The sequence below is a fragment of the Pedobacter sp. KBW06 genome (assembly GCF_003852525.1).
In the GTDB taxonomy this organism is placed as follows: Bacteria; Bacteroidota; Bacteroidia; order Sphingobacteriales; family Sphingobacteriaceae; genus Pedobacter.
Map to the genome: position 1 here is coordinate 937326 of NZ_QAJL01000004.1, position 20346 is coordinate 957671.

The window sequence follows — 20346 nt, forward strand, 5'->3', positions numbered from 1 at the left end:
TTGAAAAGCCTTTTAAAAGCCATAGCCGATGATCCTTATAATTGATGATGATATAGCCGTTCGCACTTCACTGATGCTTTTACTGGAGCAGAAAAACTATGATGTTTCTGCGGTGGCCAGTGCTGCGGAAGGCCTTGATTTACTGAGGAAAGAGAATGTTGCCTTGATCATCCTTGATCTTAATTTTTCAATTGATACTTCCGGGAAGGAAGGAATGCAGCTATTGCGGCAGATCAGGGAAATGGACGCACAGGTACCGGTGATCCTGATTACCGGTTGGGCGAGTATAGACCTTGCGGTACAAGGGATGAAGCTGGGAGCAAATGATTTTATCAATAAACCCTGGGGAAATGAGCACCTGCTGCAATCGGTGAAGACGCTGATTACCTTAAAAGATCAGAAGCCTGGTCAGACCGGCAGGAGGCAATTGGATAAGGAGTATGATTTTCAATCGATCATTACTGAGGATAAGGATATGCTCGGGTTACTGGAGATCGCGGGGCGGGTATCTAAAACAGATGCTTCCGTATTGATTACCGGGGAAAGTGGAACGGGAAAGGAGCTCATTGCAGAGGCCATTCATCAGAATAGTCTGCGTAGAAACCGTCCTTTCATCAAAGTAAACCTGGGAGGAATTTCTACTTCTTTGTTTGAAAGTGAGATGTTTGGACATGTGAGAGGTGCTTTTACGGATGCAAGGACAGATCGTACGGGGCGTTTTGAGATGGCCAATAAGGGCACGATCTTTCTAGATGAGATTGGCGATCTTGATGCCGGCAGCCAGGTCAAGCTGCTGCGGGTGCTGCAAGACCGAAGTTATGAGGTATTGGGAAATAGCCGGACAAAAACAGTCGATGTAAGGGTGATTTGCGCGACGAATAAAAACCTTGCGGAAATGGTAGCTAAAGGAACATTTAGGGAGGATTTGCTGTATCGGGTCAATTTGATTACGCTTAAACTGCCGGCTTTAAGAGAGCGGAATAAGGACATTCCTTTGCTGATAGATTTTATGATCAGCAACCTCAGGCAGCTGTATAACCGTCCAAAATTGCAGGTGACACAGGAGGCAATGAAATGGCTGAAACAGTTGCCATTGCCTGGAAATATACGTCAGTTGAAAAATATGGTGGAACGATCAGTATTGGTCAGCAGGAACGATTTACTGGATGTTGCCGATTTTACTACCCATATAGAAAAACAACCTACTGTCATTAGCCACCCAAAATTACCTGATGTGGGCTCCATGACGTTGGAAGAAACAGAAATTTTAATGATTAAACGGGCACTTCAGTTCCATCATAACCGGATTTCCAAAGCAGCGTTGGCTTTGGGAATCACGAGGAGTGCCTTATACAGGCGGTTAGATAAATATAACATTCCTTACGATGAAACTTCGGACTAAATACCTTTTATTCGTATGTATCTTACATGCCATTGCTCTGTTTTTGAGCTTCCTTGTTTTTGAAAAGAACAAACTTTTTTTTCTTTTGTCGGAGGTCTTTATTCTGGGCTCGATTTTGATTTCCTGGCAATTGTACAATCAGATGATCCGTCCATTGAGGCTTTTGGTGCAAGGGGCAGAAGCGATCAGGGACAGAGACTTTACCGTTAAATTTGTTGAAAGCGGCACTTTTGAAATGGACGAACTGGTTGGTGTCTATAATCAGATGATTGAAGAATTGAGAAAGGAAAGGACATTACAGCAAGAGCAGCATTTTTTTCTGGATAAGTTGATTTTCAGTTCTCCGGTAGGAATTGTCATCCTTGACCATGACCAGCGCGTTCAGCAGGTGAACCCTGCAGCGAAGAAAATTTTGCATACCATTCCCTTTGAAGGCTGGTTATTAAAAGATATTGATCATCCGATCATCGATGAGGTTCGTTTGCTGATGAAGGAGAAGTCTAAGGCGGTTACCCTTAACAGTGGTGCGGAGACTTATAAGGTTCAGGTTTCTGAATTTTTGGACCAGGGCTTTCCCCGGAATTTTGTCATCATTCAGGAGCTGACGACTGAACTGCTGGAAGCAGAGAAGCAAGCCTATGGTAAGGTGATCAGGATGATGGCACATGAGGTAAACAACACGATCGGACCAGTGAATTCTATTATGGACTCCGCGATGGTTATTGAGTCGGAGCGCTCGCCAAACAGTCGTCTGGCAGATGCACTACAGGTGGCTATAGACAGAAATAATAACCTCAATATATTTATGAGGAATCTGGCAGATGTTGTTCGGCTACCTGAGCCCAGCAAGCAATATGTTGATCTGCACGATTTAATTTATGCAGTCACTACCTTACTGTCGGAGATGGCAAGGGAAAAGAATACGAGTTTTGAGTTTGCATTCCATAAAATCCCTCTGGTCATTTTTGCCGATCAGTTACAGATGGAGCAGGTGCTGATTAACGTCGTGAAAAATGCCATTGAGGCCATTGATGTGGGAAAACAGGGAATCATCACCTTTGTGACGGAAAACCTGCCACAAAAGCTGATCGTGAGAGACAATGGGAAGGGAATCTCTGCGGAGGCAGAAGCGCAGTTGTTCAGTCCCTTTTTTAGTACCAAGGCTGATGGTCAGGGAATTGGATTGACATTGATTAAAGATATCCTGATCAAGCATGGATTCTCATTTGCGCTCAGTGCAAATCAGAAAGGAGAGACTGAATTTTCCATTGTTGTTTAACATAAAAAATATATTTTAAAATTCTTTGGTAAAAAATCAATTCTTCCTGCACTTGTAGTAATAAAACTATATAACCGCTGGAATGAAATACGATGCTTATGCCGTTGAAGACTTCTTAACTGAAGAGAGCTTTGTTAATTATTGCCTGGGAGCTCCTCAGGAAGATGTTTTGTTCTGGAAAAGTGTCCTGAAGGAACAACCTGAGCTGGAAGAAAGAATTCACAAAGCCAAAACGCTTTTCTTTTTACTCGCTGTAAAGATTGATCCCCGGGAAAAACAGGCGGAACTACAGAAACTTAAGCTGGTCATAGAAGCTGAGGAACAGCAGGTAGGGCTCATGGACGAAGTGCCGGTAAGGCGCCTGATGAGTCGTAGTTCCTGGATATCTGTTGCTGCTGCAATTCTGCTATGCATCGGGGTCTATGCCTTATTCAATAAAAAGGAATATGGAAATCAAATCCAGCCATACGTTGCCGGGGGTAAAAGTATGCTCCTAAAAACGGCTTATAATGAAAGGAAGACCCTAACCCTCAGTGATGGAACTAAAGTAACAATCAATGGATCAACAGAACTTAAACTGGATGGCCATTATAATCAGGAAAAGAGAGTTCTGTGGTTAAATGGGGAAGCTTATTTTGAGGTTGCTAAAAATAAAGAAAAGCCTTTTATTGTCATTTCCGGTACAACAGCAACAACCGCTTTAGGAACATCCTTCAAAATCAATAATTATAACAACCGGGCACATACGTTAATTATGCTCAATTCAGGAAAAGTGAGTGTTGGCTCCCTGGTTAATGAGAAAGTCGTAGACCATCTGCAACTTATTCCCGGCGAACAGGTTGAGGTTACTTCTGACAAATTTGCCAAATCAACCTTTGACCTGGAAGAAATCGACAATTGGAAAAACCGTAAACTGGTATTCTCAATGGCTTCTCTAAAAGAGATCAAATCAGTTTTAAAAGAGATCTACGGTATTGAAGTGCGTAGTAGAAACCAACCTAAGAAACCAATTGCTTTTACCGGAACGTTTGTCAATGAAGGGCTTAGCGAAGTGCTTAAAGCCATAGGATTTTCTAACCATTTCACTTACACCATAAAAGATGATATCGTAACGCTCGATTTCGACAAAAAGTAACAACCAACCAAACTAACCAACCAAACCAGTATGAAAAAAAACTTACCCCCCTATTATTTTTTTTATGGGCTTCTGTTGAAAGCCTGTTTGTCCTTTATCCTGATTATTTCCTTATCAGGATATGCGCAGTCAAAGGATAAACGATATTCCTTTAATTGGAAGAATACAACGGTTCTCAGTGCTTTTAAGCAAATTGAAGGCGAAGCAGGGGTTCACTTTTCTTACAATCCTTTGGATTTAAATGTCAATACACGCATTGATCTTAAGGTTGAAAAACAAAAGATTGATGAAATTCTGAATGCCATCTCTAAAAAAGTAAGCATAAAATATCAGATCAACGGGCAGACCATTATGATCCAGTCTTACCAGCCGGTTCCAGGGCCCAGTGCTGTTTTTACCTTAACGGGGAGAGTGACTGATGAAAAAAAAGTCAGTATTCCCGGCGTTGTTGTTGTCAATACGAAGAACAACAAAACGGTGGCAACCAATGCTGAGGGGGTGTTTTCTATCCCTGCAGATCAGGGGGATGTGATTCGTTTCAGGATGCTGGGCTTTCAGGAAACAGCAATTGTAGCGAACGAACAGCAGAAAAACGTAACGGTTGTGCTAAAAGAAGCCACTACAGAACTGCAAGAGGCCGTGGTCACTGCCTTAGGAATCAAAAGAGAACAAAAATCTTTAGGATATGCGGTATCTGAAGTAGACGGAAAGGGCCTTAAAAAGGCAAGAGAGATCAATGTGATCAACTCTTTGGCAGGGAAAGTCCCGGGATTGATCATTACCGGAACTGCAGGAGGACCAGCGGGTTCTTCCCGGGTCATTATTCGTGGAAGCACCACTGTGACGGGAAACAATCAGCCATTGTATGTAGTAGACGGGGTTCCGATAGACAATTCCAATTACGGAGGGACCGGCTCGGGGCAATATGCTGCGGGTCTGGATTTGGGGGATGCCATATCTGCCATCAATCCGGATGATGTGGATAAAATCAGTGTCCTTAAAGGAGCTTCAGCTTCGGCGCTATACGGTGCCAGAGCGGCTAACGGGGTGATTCTGATCACCACTAAAAAAGGAGTCGGATCAAAAGACCTGGGAATAGAATTTAACAATACCTCCTCTGTTGAAAGTCAGCTGACCAGCTACGACGGCTATCAGTCGCTGTATGGTCAGGGAACCAAACAACAGTTAAATACACTTGCCATACAGGATTATAATACTTTAACGAAGAATTTTGGTGCCAGAATTGACCCGGACTTAATGGTAATTACCGGAACCGGAGAACGCAAGCCTTATGCTTACGTGAAGAATAATATCGATGGATTTTTCAGAACAGGTTCAACGTTTACCAATACGCTTTCGTTTACAAATGCTTCTGACGTTTCTTCCTTCCGTTTCTCTGCATCCAATCTGACGAATAAGGACATCATTCCTGCCAGTGGAATGCACAGAAACTCCTTTACCTTCAATGGCAGCTCCAAATTCGGGTCTAAGATTACCATGGAAGCAAGAGCTTTTTATATGAATGAAAAGGTCGACAACAGACCTTCGCTGGCCGATGATCCCGCAAATATTGGAAATAGCTTTCTCTCCCTGGCTAACACTGTTGACCAGGCGAGGTTTAAAAATGAATATAGAAACGCCGATGGAAGTTATTTAGATTGGAATAATGGAAACCAATACCGCCTGAACCCTTACTGGGTGATCAATGAAATGAAAAATAAAACGACCAAAGATCGTTTAATGGGAACATTGCAGCTCAACTATAGTATTTTAAGCTGGTTAAATCTTCAGGGAAGGGCATCAGCAGATCAGACGGACCTTGACTTTGAAAAGTTTAGCCCAAGATCTACACCAGGCGCACTTACTGGAACATTGGATCAAACCAAAAGAAAGCTGAAAACCATAGAGGCCGACTTATTGCTTTCTGCTGAAAGACAGGTTACCCCTTCCTTAAACTTATCTGCACGTCTGGGGAGCAGCATCACCAGAAGCAGGGCAGATGGAAGTATCCTTCAGTTCACCAACCAAACGGTATTGGATGTTGTTAGTCCTACCAGTTATACTTCTCAGTCGGTACAACCTACAGCCTATAGAAAATCTTTTAATTCCGTATACGGAATCATCGCTGCTGGTTATAAAGGCTATCTGTATGTGGATGCAACACTTCGGCAGGACGCTTATTCTACCCTTGCTTTAGGGAAAAACAGTAAACTCTATCCTTCACTAAGCGGAAGTTTCGTCTTCACGGAAGCGCTCAAAATGGATAAAAGGATTTTATCATTCGGTAAAATCAGGGCATCCATTGCACAGGTGGCATCAGATACAGATCCTTACCTGACGGATGCTTATTATGCAACAAGCCCTTTGCCTTTTAAAGGCCAGACCATCGGAGGGATTTCTACGAATATAAAACCAAATAAAGACCTGAAGCCGACTACAACACGTTCTTACGAGTTCGGAACAGAGCTTAAATTCTTTGGTCAGCGTTTGGGACTTGACCTTACCTATTACAATTCTAAATCAAAAGATCAGCTGAATATCGTGCCTGTTCCTCCTTCTTCGGGATATAGAAATGAGATCAAAAATGCAGGGGTGATTTCAAATGAAGGAATAGAAATTGCCTTGAGCGGCACCCCTGTCAGCACCAAAGACTTTACCTGGGACTTAAATTTCAGCTTTGCCAGAAATGTCAATAAAGTTGAGTCTTTGGCACCGGGCACACCTTTCCTGAGTCTGTCTGATGCACGTTGGATGGGTGTATCTGTGGTCGCACAGCCGGGCGCTTCCTATGGTGCAATTCTGGCCTTTGACTATCAAAAGGATCCTCAGGGCAATATTATCCTTAACCCAATCGATCTTCAGCCGGTGTTAAGTCCTACCAGACAGATCGTAGGAAAAGGGATCTTTGACTGGACGGGAGGGTTGAGCAGTACATTCAGGTACAAGAACTTCAGTCTGGGAACAATTTTCGACTTGAAGTTTGGGGCTGATTTGCTCTCTCTGACCAATTATTCTGCCGCAGGGGCAGGAAGTTTGAAAACAACCCTGGGAGGAAGAGCCGAATGGATCAAATCTGAAGAGGACCGTCAGGCGGCAGGAAAAACCATCCAGGAATGGACCGCATCAGGGATGGTAAGGGGGCTTGTGCCGGTTGGTGTCGTGCAAACGGGAACCAATGCCGATGGAAGTCCTGTATACAGCCAAAATACCAAGGCAATAGACCCTTCAGTTTATTGGGGCAGAATTCTCGATGTTTCCAATTCAGTAGCCAGACCTTTTATTTATGATGCTTCTTATGTCAAAATCAGGGAGATCACTTTGAATTACCGCCTTCCTTCAACGCTGACCTCCAGATGGGGAGTGAAAGATGTTCAGGTGGGATTGGTGAGCAGAAACCCGTTTATTCTTTACAAGAATGTGCCCAATGTTGACCCCGATTCCAACTACAATAATGGAAATGGACAGGGTATCGAATATGGATCTCTGCCGGGTAGACGAAGCTTTGGCCTTAATTTAAATTTTAGATTTTAACAGGTAAGTATTTAAATAAGATGACAATGAAAAAGATTTTAAAGACATACCTCCTCAGTTTATTAACCATTGCAGTGGCATTTAGCGGCTGTAAAAAATTTGGGGATACAAATATTGATCCGACAAGGTCCTCTAACCTGGACCCTTCGGTACAACTCTCTTTAATTCAGCTCCGGTTTTCCGGTGATCTGAACGTGAACGAGAGAACGACTTTTATGATGACCATGCCATTGGTTCAGCACATTGCAGGACCATATAGCAACCGCTGGGGCGGGATTTATTTCCGGGACCCCAATATCATGGGCGTGCTTTGGGAGGATTCCTACGGAACGGATCTTGTGAATGTAGTAGACGCTGTAAAAAGAACCACGAATGTTCCGGATAAAACAAACCTGAATGCTGTTTGCCGGATCATGAAGGTATACAACTTTGCCAGGATGACAGATCTATATGGCGATCTTCCTTACAGTGAAGCGGGGCTCGGAACCAAAGCGAAATTTGATACCCAGGAGGAAATATATACTAATTTTTTCCAGGAGCTGAAAGCAGCAAGGGCACAACTTGATGGGTCGAAAGATATTGTGAAAGGTGATTTGTTTTATGGCGGAGACATCAATGCCTGGAAGAAATTTGCCAGCTCTCTGCATTTACGTCTGGCCATGCGTCTGGTGAAGCGCGATCCTGCAAAAGCACAGGCGGAAGCTCAGCAAGCCTATAATGAAGGGGTATTTACCAGCAATGGAGATGTTTGTAAGTTAGACCATGAAGACATTCAAAATCCTTATGAGGATGGGAAAGGTAATATCCGTGGAAATGCTGTTTCGGCTTCCTTCTTTAATGGTGGAGGTGTTCCCGGGCGTTTCACGACCCCCTTTCTTGATCAGCTGCGGGTAACCAACGATCCCAGAATGAAATACATGGTGAAGTACTATGTGGATATTCCAGGTGGAAATCCATTAAGCCGGATTGACCTGACAGAACCTCTGGTCGAAAAAGTAGGATATGTTGGCGTGATTCCCGGACGTTATATCTGGGATGGATTTTTATCGAATGTTATTGTTGATATTCCCGGAAAGGGGCCTTATACGGCAGTGAATAATGATCAGAAAGCCCAACCTGCAAACTTCCTGCTTCGCTTCAATGCGCCCTTTTTACACCTCACCTATTCGGAGGTAGAGTTGTTGCTTGCAGAAGCGACTGTTCGGTTCGGGCCATCATTTGGAGGAACCGCTGCCAGCCATTATGAAAAAGGAGTGACTGCTGCTTTTCAGCAATTGAGCTTTTTCCCGGGAGGGCCAACGGTACCGGCGAACGAAATCAATACTTTTATTCAGGGAAATCAATTGGTTCCGGGCAGAGAGATAGAGACGATCAATAAACAACTTTGGATTACCCTGTTCTTAAACGGACCTGAGGCCTATGCCAACTGGAGAAGATCTGGTTTTCCCACTTTAATCCCTGCAGTAGGGGACTCTGAAACCGGGGAGAGCCTGACCATTCCAAGGAGATTTGAATATCCTTTCACGGAAGAAGAACAAAATAAAGCAAACTTTGAGAAAGTCTTACCGGCATTAGGCGGGGTAGATAGCTGGACCAAAAGAGTTTGGTGGGACAAGGAATAACCTATAAAAAGAGAATTATGAAGCATATAAAATTGTTTTGTCAGCTGATCTGCCTTTCGCTGATGTTTACCGGTTGTGCTAAGACTCCGGTAAAGGCTGCTGAACCGGAATCTAAAAAAGAAGAACCTGGTCGCTTTAAAGTGGTGGGTTATATGTTCGCCGGAGGTGATCTGCTGGCGGAGTCGGCAAAAATCGACCTGAGTAAAATTACGCATTTAAACATCGCATTTATTAATCCGGATGCCTCGGGTGTTTTTGCCCCTGTAACAGGATTGGCAGAATTGGTAAAGAAAGCACACCTGCAGCAGGTGAAGGTGACTGCTGCTGTGGCCGGTGGTGACCCTCCTCAGCACCTTAAAGACCTGTTAAAACCGGGCAAAAGAAAAATACTGGTGGATGGGTTAATGCAATTAATACGAACCTATAATCTGGACGGAATAGATGTAGACCTGGAAGGTGATTTTGTAAATGAAAATTACGAAGCTTTTGTGACCGATTTGTCTGCTGCACTTAAAAAGGATGGTAAACTGATGACCGCTGCGGTGGCGACCTGGAACTCTGCCGCCTACTCTGATAAAGCACTGGCTTTATTAGACCTGATCAATATCATGTCTTACGACCAGACCGGCCCATGGAGAAAAGATAAACCTGGTCCTCATTCCACTTATGAGGCTGCAGAAGCGGATTTTAATCACTGGAACGTGTTAAGAGGTATTCCCGCAGAAAGACTCGTTCTGGGACTTCCTTTTTACGCCTATGGCTTTGGACCTGATATTCCCGAAAGCCTGACTTATGGAGATATCGTACAGCGGTATCCGGGAGCTGAAAAGGTTGACCTTTGGGAATTGCCTGGTAAAGGAACATTTTACTATAACGGCTGGCCCACAATAAAGAAAAAACTTTCCTATGCCTTACAGAAGAAAGCCGGAGGCGTGATGATCTGGCAGCTTTTAGGAGATGCCGGCGGAGACTACTCTTTGCTTAAGGCAATTCATGGGGACATTAAAAATTAATAAGATTTAAATACATATGATGAACTCATCATTAAAGATATACCACATGGGAAATATAAAATACTTAGTGCTGTCCCTCTTTTTACTGGCCTGCATAGCGGGGTGTAAAAAAGGAAAGGAAGCCGATTATGATGATAATTTTCATCCCAGGATTATAGACAACAGCGGGGTTTTTACCAGCCCAAACAGAATCATATTCCAGGGGCAATCGGCGATATATTCAGGTTTGGCCTTTTCTCCAAAACCAATCGAGAAAACCAAAATTTCCTGGAAGCTGAACAATAAGGAAGTATCTACGGATACGGCCTTTACTTTTACTCCTGAAGCGGGAGGGGAGTATGAAATTAAAGTCGAGGCAACCTACAACGGCCAGACCTCCACGCGGATTTCAAAGGTGTTGGTTAGTCCCTCAACCTATACCCCAAAAACTTTTACAAATGTAGCAGTGGCTTACCTGACAGAAAATGCGACGGCTGCAAGTGTAGACTACGCAACGGTAACGCATATCGTCTATACAGGGGCAAGGGTAACGCCTACCGGAGCTGTTGATTTTTCGAAAGGGAACCAGGCTCAGAATCTGGACGAGCAGGTGGCCCGGGCGCACATTAATAAGGTGCCGTTATTATTAGGGGTAACCGGAACCCTGTCGGGCGTAGATGGCTGGTCGCTTTATAACAATGCCGATTTTGGTTCTGTGATCAGTGATCCGGCGAAAAGAGCCGCACTGGCAACAACGGTAGCTCAATATGTAACGGACCATAAAATAGATGGCGTAGATATCCTCATGACAGATCTGGGAAATGACGATGGGGCAGTGACCACAAAAAGCATGCAGTCTATAGGTCCTTTTTTAACACTGCTTCGCGCAGCCCTGCCTACGCAGATATTAACGGTTTCTGTGACGACCAACTATTTGCATTGGGATTATCCGGTAGCAGATTTCAGCAAAGCAAACTGGGTAAATGTGCATGCCTATGAAGATGGAGTCCATGTTGGTCCGAATGCACCGCTGGGCCAGCCTTCTGGTTTTGATTTTATGGTTGCAGGAGCAGATATCTGGAAAAATAAAATGCCTAAAGAAAAAATAGTCATCGGGATTCCGGCATTTGGACTGCGCTTCAATGAGATCAATGCAACAGGAAATAACCTGGGTTGGGGCTCTTATGATTATATGCCTTATAAAGATATTCTGGCAGCAGATCCCAATGCTTACAGCAAAGAAAAAGCAGATATTAAATTTGGTGTATATTACAATGGCATTCCACTGGTGGATAAAAAAACGGCTTACATTAAAGCGAATGGTTTTAAAGGTGCCTACCTCTATGCCGGCGATTATGATGTAAAGGGCGCAAATTCCTTAATGGGGGCTATTTATAAAACACTAAATTAAGGATGACCACCATACCATTAAAAGATTCAGGACCACGGCTGGTTGCGATTGATGCCCTGAGAGCGGGAGTAATGCTACTCATGATCTTTGTCAACGACCTCTGGACATTAACGGGGATTCCCTCCTGGCTGGAGCATGCACCGGGAGATGCAAATTATATGGGGCTTGCCGATGTGGTATTTCCTGCGTTTCTATTCATCGTTGGCTTGTCTGTACCTTATGCAATTCAAAGCCGGCGAAAAAAAGGAGACAGTAACCTGCAGCTGTTTTTTCACATCTCTTCCCGAACGCTTGCTTTGCTGGTTATGGGGTTCTTCCATGTAAACATGGACAGCTATAGTGAGACCGCAAGTCTGAGCAAACCTGTCTGGCAGATTTTGGTAACTATCGGCTTCTTCCTCGTCTGGCTGGATTATACTTCCTATAAACCGGGTTTGAGCAAAGTTTTAAAAGCAATAGGTGTCCTCTTGTTAATTGGGATGGCCATTTTGTTTAAAAGCAATGAATCTTCCGGAATCATGGCGATGAAAGTCCAATGGTGGGGGATCCTGGGCCTGATTGGCTGGGCCTATTTTATTTCCAGCTGTGTGTTTCTCTTTTCCGGCGGAAAGCTGATCCTGCAGGTTGCGGCATTTGTGTTTTTCCTGCTTTTTAGTGCTGCCAATAATTTGGGCTGGCTGGAATTGCTCTCCGGAATACGGCGATACATTTGGATTGCCGGAGATGGATCCATGCCTGCACTGCCGCTTGCGGGAATTATCACGGCATTACTTTATCGGCAATTTGGAAGTAAAAGCTCCAGGTTCTGGATCAGTATTATCTCATTTAGTGCGTTGTTGCTCCTGTTTGGCTATCTGACCAACCCGGTCTGGGGAATCTCAAAAATAAGGGCTACCCCATCATGGACGAGTATCTGTGCCGGAATCACGGCACTTACTTTTGCACTGATCGTTTACCTGACTGAGATCTTAAACCAAAGGAATTGGTATTTGCCAATTAAGGCTGCGGGAACAAGCACATTGACCTGTTATCTTTTGCCTTACATTCACTATGCAGTATTAACGCTACTCAGCATTCCTCAGCTGCCGGTTTTCTTCCGGACAGGAGGAGTTGGTCTGGTCAAGTCGCTGCTGTATGCGTTAATTATTGTGATGATTACCGGACTATTGGAAAAGAGAAAGATCAGGCTAAAAATTTAATTAAAAGAAAGGCCAGATAAAAAGAAGATTTTCACGCAAAGCGCTGATGGCACTATGGAGGGTATTGTAAACCGTTCTTTCCGTCAACAGCGTTTTGTGTGCAATATCTTTAAAGGACAGGCATTCAAAATAACGCATCAGAATAATCTCCTTTTGTCTTGGGGTTAACTTCGCAAGCGCATACTTTAACCTCTTTTTAAGGTACTCATCCTCCTGACTGGCGATCAGGATGGATTCATATGATTTCACGCTGAGCATCTCTTCTTCGACTTCTTCCAGAGGTAATTTACGGTCAGGATCGTTGCTGAATGATTTTTGATGAGTCTTATAAATGATCCGCTTATAGATCGTAAAAACATACTGCTGGATGTTCCCTACATTGGCCAGCTTATCCCGGATGGCCCAAAGTTCTATAAACAGATTTTGAATGCTTTCTTTAATCAATTCCGGATCCCGGTACAAGGACAGGCCAAAGCGGTATAAATCATCGTAAAAAAGGTTGAAGCAAGTATACAGTCCCTGCTTTTCCCCTTCCACTAACAGCTTCCAGTTCTTTATGATACTACGGCGATGATCATCCATACATGAGTAATGCTTTATCTGGAAAGGCTGGTTTGAATTAGACGAAAATAAGAAAAAAAATAAGATATATTTGCCTTATGTCATCACATCATATCGTTAGAGAAAAACAGGAGCCAGCGCTGTATATCCATCATTTGGGCGCTTTCAATGAAGAATATCTGGGACAGCTGCTGGAATGGAGCCCGACCTTAATTGTCAATTCCTCTCTTTATGAGAAATTGATCAGTCTTGGTCTAAAAGTAGACATTGTGGTCAATGCCAGTGGTCAGGATTTCTTTCAGGAGAATACCAAAGTAATTCAGGCTTCAACAAATGAACTCGATGCAGTCCTTGACTACCTGATTGCAGAGAAATATCCTGCTGTTAATGTCATTGATGAAAAGAGTAACCTGAGAGAACTGGGAAGTTATATCTCGGAAATTAATATCGTTGTATTTACTGAAACAGAAAAAGCCTATGCCATTAAGTCCGGATTTAGCATCTGGAAACCAAAAGGCAGTATCTTTCATATTGAAGTGGTGTCTTATTTTGAAACGGGTAACCTGAAACAAGATGAAAATGGTGATTTTAGTGTAATTAATGATGGCTTTGTGACGTTTAACTTTACAACACCTTATTTGTTTATCAGTGAAAAGCTATGATCCTGCTTAGAAAGGGAAAAGAGAAAGACCTTCCGGTCATTCAGGAGATTGCCCGTTTAACCTGGGGGCCTGCTTATGGTGCAATTATCAGCCAGGAGCAGATCAATTACATGTTGGAAAAGATGTATAATAAAGGGGTTTTACTGGAGCAGCTTTTAGAAGGCTATGTATTCCTGATCGCAGAAATCAATACCAAAGACGTCGGTTTTGCATCTTACTCTGTCACAGATACCATCAATAAAATCTATAAACTACACAAACTTTATGTTTTGCCCGAATGCCATGGTAAGGGCGTGGGGAAATTCCTGATCAACGAAGTTCTGGATAAAGTAAAAGCAGAAGGTGGCTTACGACTGGAGCTGAATGTGAACCGGGAAAATAAAGCTAAAGACTTTTATGAAAGCGCCGGCTTTATCATAAAAGAAACCGTTAACCTTGATATCGGCAACGGTTTCTTTATGAATGATTATGTAATGCAAAAGATCATCTAAGGTTTAATGCCCTCTGATCGGATCTTTTGGTTTAGCCACATTTGGATATTTATAAGTTTTCATTTCCTCCTGTAGCTGTTGAACAGTACGCTCCAACTGAGGATCTTTTCCTTCCAGCAGGTCCTTTGGTGTTTGTTCTATAAAGATATCCGGAGCAACACCTTCGTTCTCTATGATCCATTTTCCATTGGTATCATAAATTCCAAAGTTTGGAGAAGTGATGCTTCCTCCATCGATCAGACTCGGATAACCGCTGATGCCCACGAGAATACCCATCGTAGTTCGGCCAACAAGTTTACCTAGTCCTTTGTTTTTAAACATATAAGGCATCATATCACCTCCTGAACCCGCATTCTCATTGATCAGCATTGCTTTTGGACCGAAAATTCCATTACCCGGAGTGGTAAAGCTCTTTCCGTCTCTGATGGCCCAGTAACTGATTAACTCGCGGCTCAACAGGTCGATCACATAATCAGCAACCCAACCACCTCCGTTGTTTCTCTCATCCATTAGCAAGGCTTTTTTATCCATCTGAGAGAAGTAATAGCGGTTAAAATAGGTATAACCGTCTGGACCTGTATTGGGCATGTATACATAGGCAATTTGGCCGTTACTCAGCTTATCCACTCTTTTGCGGTTGTTCTCCACCCAATCCATTTTTCTCAATTCCATCTCCTGAGCTACATTGACTGGTACAACCACCACTTCTCTTGCACCTTCAAGGCTTGGTTTGCTGTTGATCTTTATGGCAACCTGCTTACCTGCTTTAAAATCAAAAAGGCTGTAGATTGATGTTTTTGCGGTTAAAGGAACGCCTTCGATCGCAACAATATAATCACCCTCCTTAATGTTTAATCCCGGCTCCGCAAGTGGTGCTTTAAATGTTGGGTTCCAGTCCAGACGTGTAAAGATTTTACCGATCTTATAAAAGCCATTCTCGACCTCATAATCTGCACCTAACATTCCCACGCCAACGGCAGGAGCACCAGGCTCATCTCCCGGAGAGATATAATTGTGCCCTACCACCATTTCACCCATCATTTCATTGAAGATGTAGGAAAGGTCCGAACGGTGATTTACGTAAGGAAGGAATTTCTCATATTTTACCTTCATTGCCGGCCAGTCTGCACCGTGCATGTTTTCTGCATAGAAGAAGTCCTTTTCCATTTTCCAGACTTCGTCAAACATCTGCTTCCACTCAGCTGCAGGATCAACCAGTACTTTAATGTCATCCAGTTTTATCTTACCACTTTCTGAAGTAGCAGGTTTTTTACCCGCATCTACAATGTAATAGTTACCTCTTGAACTATATATCATAGATTTTCCATCAGCACTAACACTTAGTTGGTTAACACCGTTGACTAAGGTCGAAACTTCCATCTTTTTCAGGTCAAGAGAACCCAGGTCGCCATTTCTGAAATAAAGAAGCTGGCCTTCTACACTACCTTCCAAACCTTGAATACCACCGGTAGGAATTGGTAAAGCGATGATCCGGTTGCTTAAATCAGCAAGATCTATCTCAATTGATTTATTTACCGGAGCTGCAGGAGCTGCTTTGGTTTTTTCGTCTTTTCCTTTTTTATCTTTTTTAGGTTCTTCTTTCTTTTTCTCTGTCTGTTCTTCAGGTGTTACGCTTTCTTCGTCACTCTCTGTTTTGTATAAAGAAGGCGTCTTTTTGGAAAGGATCAAGGCATAGGCACTATAGTTTACCGGACGCTGATAAGCCGACATGTGCAATCCGCTATTGGTAAGTCCTACATCTGTACTCGCTGTAAAGAAGAGGTATTTGCCGTCGCGGCTAAAGGTTGGTGAGTTCACGTCACTCATTCCATCAGTAATCTGTGTATGGTTCTCTGTTCCTAAATTATACAGGAATGCCGCACTTACGCCATTCTGCAGGGTAGCCACATAAGAAAGCCACTTAGAATCCGGAGACCAGGCAGGTTGCAATGCGCTAAAGCTCCTGTTAGGACTTAAGCCCAGTTTATCGGCCTTAACCAACACTGGTTTTTTTGCATTGATGTCTATGTAAAAAAGATTCAGGTGCGTATCACCGAAAGCAATTTTCTTGCTGTCAGGAGACCAGATCGGTTGATAGTAAAAAGGCGTATTTCCCAAAGAGATATAGATCGGTGCTTCTTTTGTTACCTGATTTTGCAGGACCAGTTGGTAACTGCCATTTTTATCAGATAGGTAGGAGATGTATTTCCCATCAGGAGACCAGGAAGGGGCTTTTTCGAAACTCCCCGGAGAATTGGAGATATTTCTTGCGTCACCTTTCTCTTTAGGTACAGAAAAGATCTCCCCACGGCTCTCGAAAAGTGCCCTTACACCTTTTGGCGAAATTTCTACATTGCGAATCGATGAGGCCATATCAATATAATGAGGACGCTTATAAGGCGCATCTGCCTGTATATTGATGGAAATTGTTTTTACCGTATTGCCGGCAGTTTCCAATAGATGGGCTTTTCCAGCCTGTTCAAAAGCCAGGGTGCCCTGACCGGCACTTAAGGTCTTGATGTCATAATCCTTAAAGTTGGTCAGCTTCTCTGTTTTTTTACTGCTTACGTCATAACTGAAAAGGTTCATCGTCAGGTCCCTGTCCGACAGGAAATAGATTTTATTGCCTACCCATTGTGGTTTCACATTGTTAGAGCCTGGACCAGGAATAATCTGTATGTCGTTTGTTTTGGTATCAAAAATCCAGATTTGAGGCATTCCACCACCGCGATAGCGTTTAAATGCCACGTTTGAACGTTCTGTAGGATCTGTATTCTTGATGTATGCCCAATAGCGCTGATCTGCCGAAGGAGTTCCCTGAACGGCTTCCGGCATTGGTAAAGCCTGTTCGCCGGTGCCATCGATTTTAATCTTGTGCATTCTCGGACTTAAGGCGAAACGAAAATCGCGTGTAGAGGTGAAGTACAACTGATCATTGCCGATCCATCCTCTCAATAAATCCGCATTTGGATGATAGGTCACCCTTTTAGGCGCTCCACCTTCAATTGAAATCACATAGACATCCGTATTTCCGTCGTAATTTCCAGTGAAGGCGATTTGTTTCCCATCAGGAGAAAAAAGAGGGTTTTGCTCTATTGCGGGATTTACAGTAAGTCTTCTTGGATTGCTTCCATCTTTTCCGGAGATCCAGATATCACCACCGTATACAAAGGCCAGGTTATTGGCACTTACAGCAGGACTGCGGATCAATAATGTTTCCTGTTGTGCCGCGGCGGTAAAAGCGACACCCATGGTCATGCAGACCGATAGGGCGGTGGCTGCAAGAAAGGTTAGTTTGTTAGGTTTAATAAAAGTCATAAAGGGGGGTATATGATAATTAATTACTCAATTTTGGGATTCTGGTAGGGGTATCAATTCCTTTTATAATGCTGATGGCACTCTTGGCGATTCCTTTGATGGTAGAGAGGATATTGTCCGAATCGAGGGTTTCGTATTCGTCTTTTACCGTATGATAAAATTTATCGCTATCGATCTGATCAGTGCTGATCGTATGTGCAGGAACGCCTAGTGCAGCTAAAGTTGCATTGTCGCTTCTATAGAAAAGGTTTTGCTGTGGATAGGGATCCGGATGGAAAGTGAATTCCGTGCCTTCCAGATTTTTCTGAAGAATCTTACCGAAGTCAGATTTATCAAATCCAGTGATAAAAGCGGTATTCTTTCCAAACTTGCTGTCTTTGCCAATCATTTCAATATTGAACATCGCAACCACTTCATCAGGGTTCAGCTTTTGTGAAAAATGTTTCGCACCGAAGCCGCCGATTTCTTCTGCGGTAAAGGCCACAAAAATTAAAGTGCGCTCGTTATTGTTTAACTTTTTGTAATATTTTGCCAGTGCGATCATTGCGGTTGTTCCGGATGCATCGTCATCGGCGCCATTGGCGATACTGTCCTGACCATCGCCTTTGATGATTCCTAAATGGTCATAATGACCTGAAAATACAACAAGCTCTTTGGCTTTTGATTTCCCGGGAATAACACCTGCAACGTTAAATAGGGAAAGCTTTTCCAGTTTGCTCTTTACTTCAACTTTAAAGTCGTTGGCAACCGTTGCTTCTCCCAGAACCAATACCAATGCTGCGGAAGGTTCGTTTATTTTCTTTTCATCCAGGTCTGTGCCACCAGCCAGGTAATCCCTGACCCTTTTAAAGGCCTCGGCAAATTTGGGGTCTACCAATACCAATTGGTTTTTGTTCTCTTTACTTAGGGTTCTGATCTGACCCATAAAAGGTTTCTCAGGATCCAGTTTTGCCCATTCGGCACTGCTGGCCTTATCAAAAACGAGGCTCTCCACTGTATTCCCGTAAACGAGTACATTTGAGGCCGCAATTTCTTTTCCATCAATCGTTACCTTAGTGCTGATTGGTTTTAGTTTTTGCTGAAAGAACGATTGTCTGAAAGTTTTTCCCTCCAGTGGTTTTAAGCCAATGCTTTTAAACTCTGCCTCGATGAAACTGGCGGCTTTGTCGATTCCGGGAGAGAAGGTTGCCCGGCCTTGCATTTCGTCACTGCTCAGCGTTTTGATCAGGCGGTCTACATAGGGTTTGGTAATGATTTTATCAATATCCTGTGCCCATGTCTGCTGGGCAAGGAACAATGCGAGTAGGGTGTAAATTGTTTTTTTCATCAGAATATATTTGTTGTTTTTCGATCTTTTTATTGATTTTCAATGGTTCTCCAGAACTTGTAAACTCGGTTTAGCAGTTATGAAGTGATCAGGATCTTGATATACATTTCGTGGTGTGATTTGTAAGATCCTGATGATTTCATCTATAGAGCCTTATTGCGTTTAAAGATTGGTTATTTTATTTTAAAGGGCAGTAAATTAGCTATAAAGGTAACCATCATGAGGCTAAGTTCCGAGTCTCTTTTTTAACTTATCGCAGGTCTGTGCGGTATTTTAGTTATTCTTCTTCCGAAGGAGGATGGGTCAGTTGCCTCTTTCTTTTCGTGATTTCTGTTGCGACACGGGTATCATGAACTCCATCGACGACTGCAATTTCATAGTCTTTATCCTTGTCCGACTCATGAACCTGGCTGCTTTCCTGATTTTGAACGGAATGGTCATAAGGACCACTGCTGCTCATCAGTTTTACAAAAACGGGAAGGCATTCAAAGAAGATGAACAGGAGGCCAATAAAGGTAACTGCCAGAGAGGTATTCAGATCTCTTGTTCCGTCGGTATTGAAGCTCAGTTGTCCGAGGGCCCAGTTGCGGTCGGCAAAGCCGGCAATGCTGGTCAGGCTGTCGAGTTGTTTTCCGGTATACAGTTTTTCCGTCATGAGTCCGTCAAACTGTTTTCTTCCGTCTACAAATTTCTCAAGAGCTCTGACATCTGCGGTTAAAGTATCCAGATTCTGTTCTCTTTGTTTCAGTTCTGCTTCCTTTCGTTTCGCATAAGGACCATAGCCCATTACACCGGATGTTTCGGTGGTTTTATTCCCGAAGATCTCGAAGTTTAGCTTCTGGCGATCGGCCTTTATGGCACTTGCCAGGGAGTCTCTTTCTGCTTTTACCCCATTGAGCTTGTCCATCTCGATCTTGTATTTATTCCCGAAAGCGGCATTCAGGGTATCAATTTTTGACCGTTGGTTATTCAGGTAGCTCACTTTAAGACGCTCTTTGATCTCTTTGTCAAAGATTTTCAATTCCAATGGACGGGATATGACGATCCCGATCATAATGGCGAGTAAAATTCTGGGCGTAGCCTGGAGGATTTGCTTGTTGGTACTGGAGCTTTTGTTGATGCTGGATACGATATAGCGGTCCATATTAAAGATCGCGAGCCCCCAGATCAGGCCAAAGAATACGGCAAAAAGAACGGCTGCCGTATCTCCTTTGAAAACGAAATACATGGCGTAACCACCTGACAGTGCTGCAAATAATCCGGTAAAGAAAATGGTAGCACCGATTCCAATATACTTATTGTGCTCAGTCGGGTGTTTTTCAAGTGTAGAAATATGTGCCCCGGAGCAAAACCAAAAGAAGCGGGATATCGTGTTCATGATGCAGAAATCAATTTAAATATAGAATACTATTAAAC

The 20346-nt window shown here is 43.3% G+C and carries 14 protein-coding genes; 10 read left to right on the plus strand and 4 right to left on the minus strand.

Going from position 1 to position 20346, the window contains the following annotated elements:
• The first annotated feature begins 28 nt into the window (after window positions 1–28).
• From DBR43_RS26145 to DBR43_RS26180, 8 genes are all read left to right on the plus strand, one after another.
• Window positions 29–1402: a sigma-54-dependent transcriptional regulator gene (locus DBR43_RS26145; RefSeq protein ID WP_124586258.1), complete on the plus strand. Its 1374-nt coding sequence runs from the start codon at window positions 29–31 to the stop codon at window positions 1400–1402.
• The gene (locus DBR43_RS26150) at window positions 1386–2681 is read left to right on the plus strand and encodes a sensor histidine kinase (protein ID WP_124586259.1); all 1296 of its coding nucleotides are present in this window, start codon (window positions 1386–1388) and stop codon (window positions 2679–2681) included. The genes DBR43_RS26145 and DBR43_RS26150 overlap by 17 nt, the downstream gene beginning before the upstream one ends.
• Before the next feature lie 82 nt (window positions 2682–2763).
• Window positions 2764–3816, plus strand: coding sequence for a FecR family protein (locus tag DBR43_RS26155; protein WP_124586260.1), 1053 nt, complete (start codon window positions 2764–2766; stop codon window positions 3814–3816).
• 30 nt (window positions 3817–3846) lie between these two features.
• Complete coding sequence (locus tag DBR43_RS26160; RefSeq protein WP_124586261.1) at window positions 3847–7347, plus strand: SusC/RagA family TonB-linked outer membrane protein; 3501 nt, start codon at window positions 3847–3849, stop codon at window positions 7345–7347.
• Between the two features lie 26 nt (window positions 7348–7373).
• Window positions 7374–8969, plus strand: a complete 1596-nt coding sequence (locus DBR43_RS26165) for a SusD/RagB family nutrient-binding outer membrane lipoprotein (RefSeq protein WP_158622598.1) — start codon at window positions 7374–7376, stop codon at window positions 8967–8969.
• A 17-nt stretch (window positions 8970–8986) separates the two neighbouring features.
• On the plus strand, window positions 8987–9982 hold the full coding sequence (locus tag DBR43_RS26170) for a glycosyl hydrolase family 18 protein (RefSeq protein WP_124586263.1): 996 nt from the start codon (window positions 8987–8989) through the stop codon (window positions 9980–9982).
• Window positions 9983–10028: 46 nt separating this feature from the next.
• Window positions 10029–11372: a glycosyl hydrolase family 18 protein gene (locus DBR43_RS26175; RefSeq protein WP_158622599.1), complete on the plus strand. Its 1344-nt coding sequence runs from the start codon at window positions 10029–10031 to the stop codon at window positions 11370–11372.
• 2 nt (window positions 11373–11374) lie between these two features.
• Window positions 11375–12571, plus strand: a complete 1197-nt coding sequence (locus DBR43_RS26180; RefSeq protein WP_124586265.1) for a DUF5009 domain-containing protein — start codon at window positions 11375–11377, stop codon at window positions 12569–12571.
• Here DBR43_RS26180 and DBR43_RS26185 read toward each other — a convergent pair whose 3' ends face one another.
• Window positions 12572–13153, minus strand: a complete 582-nt coding sequence (locus DBR43_RS26185; RefSeq protein ID WP_124586266.1) for an RNA polymerase sigma factor — start codon at window positions 13151–13153, stop codon at window positions 12572–12574. It abuts the gene before it with no gap.
• A 77-nt stretch (window positions 13154–13230) separates the two neighbouring features.
• Between DBR43_RS26185 and DBR43_RS26190 the strand changes: the two genes are divergently transcribed.
• Together DBR43_RS26190 and DBR43_RS26195 are read left to right on the plus strand one after the other, a co-directional pair.
• On the plus strand, window positions 13231–13794 hold the full coding sequence (locus DBR43_RS26190) for a thiamine pyrophosphokinase (protein ID WP_124586267.1): 564 nt from the start codon (window positions 13231–13233) through the stop codon (window positions 13792–13794).
• A complete protein-coding gene (locus DBR43_RS26195; protein ID WP_124586268.1) occupies window positions 13791–14285 on the plus strand; it encodes a GNAT family N-acetyltransferase in 495 nt (164 codons plus the stop codon). Before DBR43_RS26190 ends, DBR43_RS26195 begins: the two co-directional genes overlap by 4 nt.
• Before the next feature lie 3 nt (window positions 14286–14288).
• Here DBR43_RS26195 and DBR43_RS26200 read toward each other — a convergent pair whose 3' ends face one another.
• The 3 genes from DBR43_RS26200 to DBR43_RS26210 all read right to left on the minus strand — a co-directional run bounded on the left by DBR43_RS26200 (window position 14289) and on the right by DBR43_RS26210 (window position 20308).
• On the minus strand, window positions 14289–17603 hold the full coding sequence (locus DBR43_RS26200) for a S41 family peptidase (protein ID WP_124586269.1): 3315 nt from the start codon (window positions 17601–17603) through the stop codon (window positions 14289–14291).
• Window positions 17604–17622: 19 nt separating this feature from the next.
• Complete coding sequence (locus DBR43_RS26205; RefSeq protein WP_124586270.1) at window positions 17623–18930, minus strand: M20/M25/M40 family metallo-hydrolase; 1308 nt, start codon at window positions 18928–18930, stop codon at window positions 17623–17625.
• A gap of 277 nt (window positions 18931–19207) precedes the next feature.
• Window positions 19208–20308 (minus strand): DUF4407 domain-containing protein, encoded by a 1101-nt coding sequence (locus DBR43_RS26210; protein WP_124586271.1) that lies wholly within the window; start codon window positions 20306–20308, stop codon window positions 19208–19210.
• Window positions 20309–20346 lie beyond the last annotated feature (38 nt).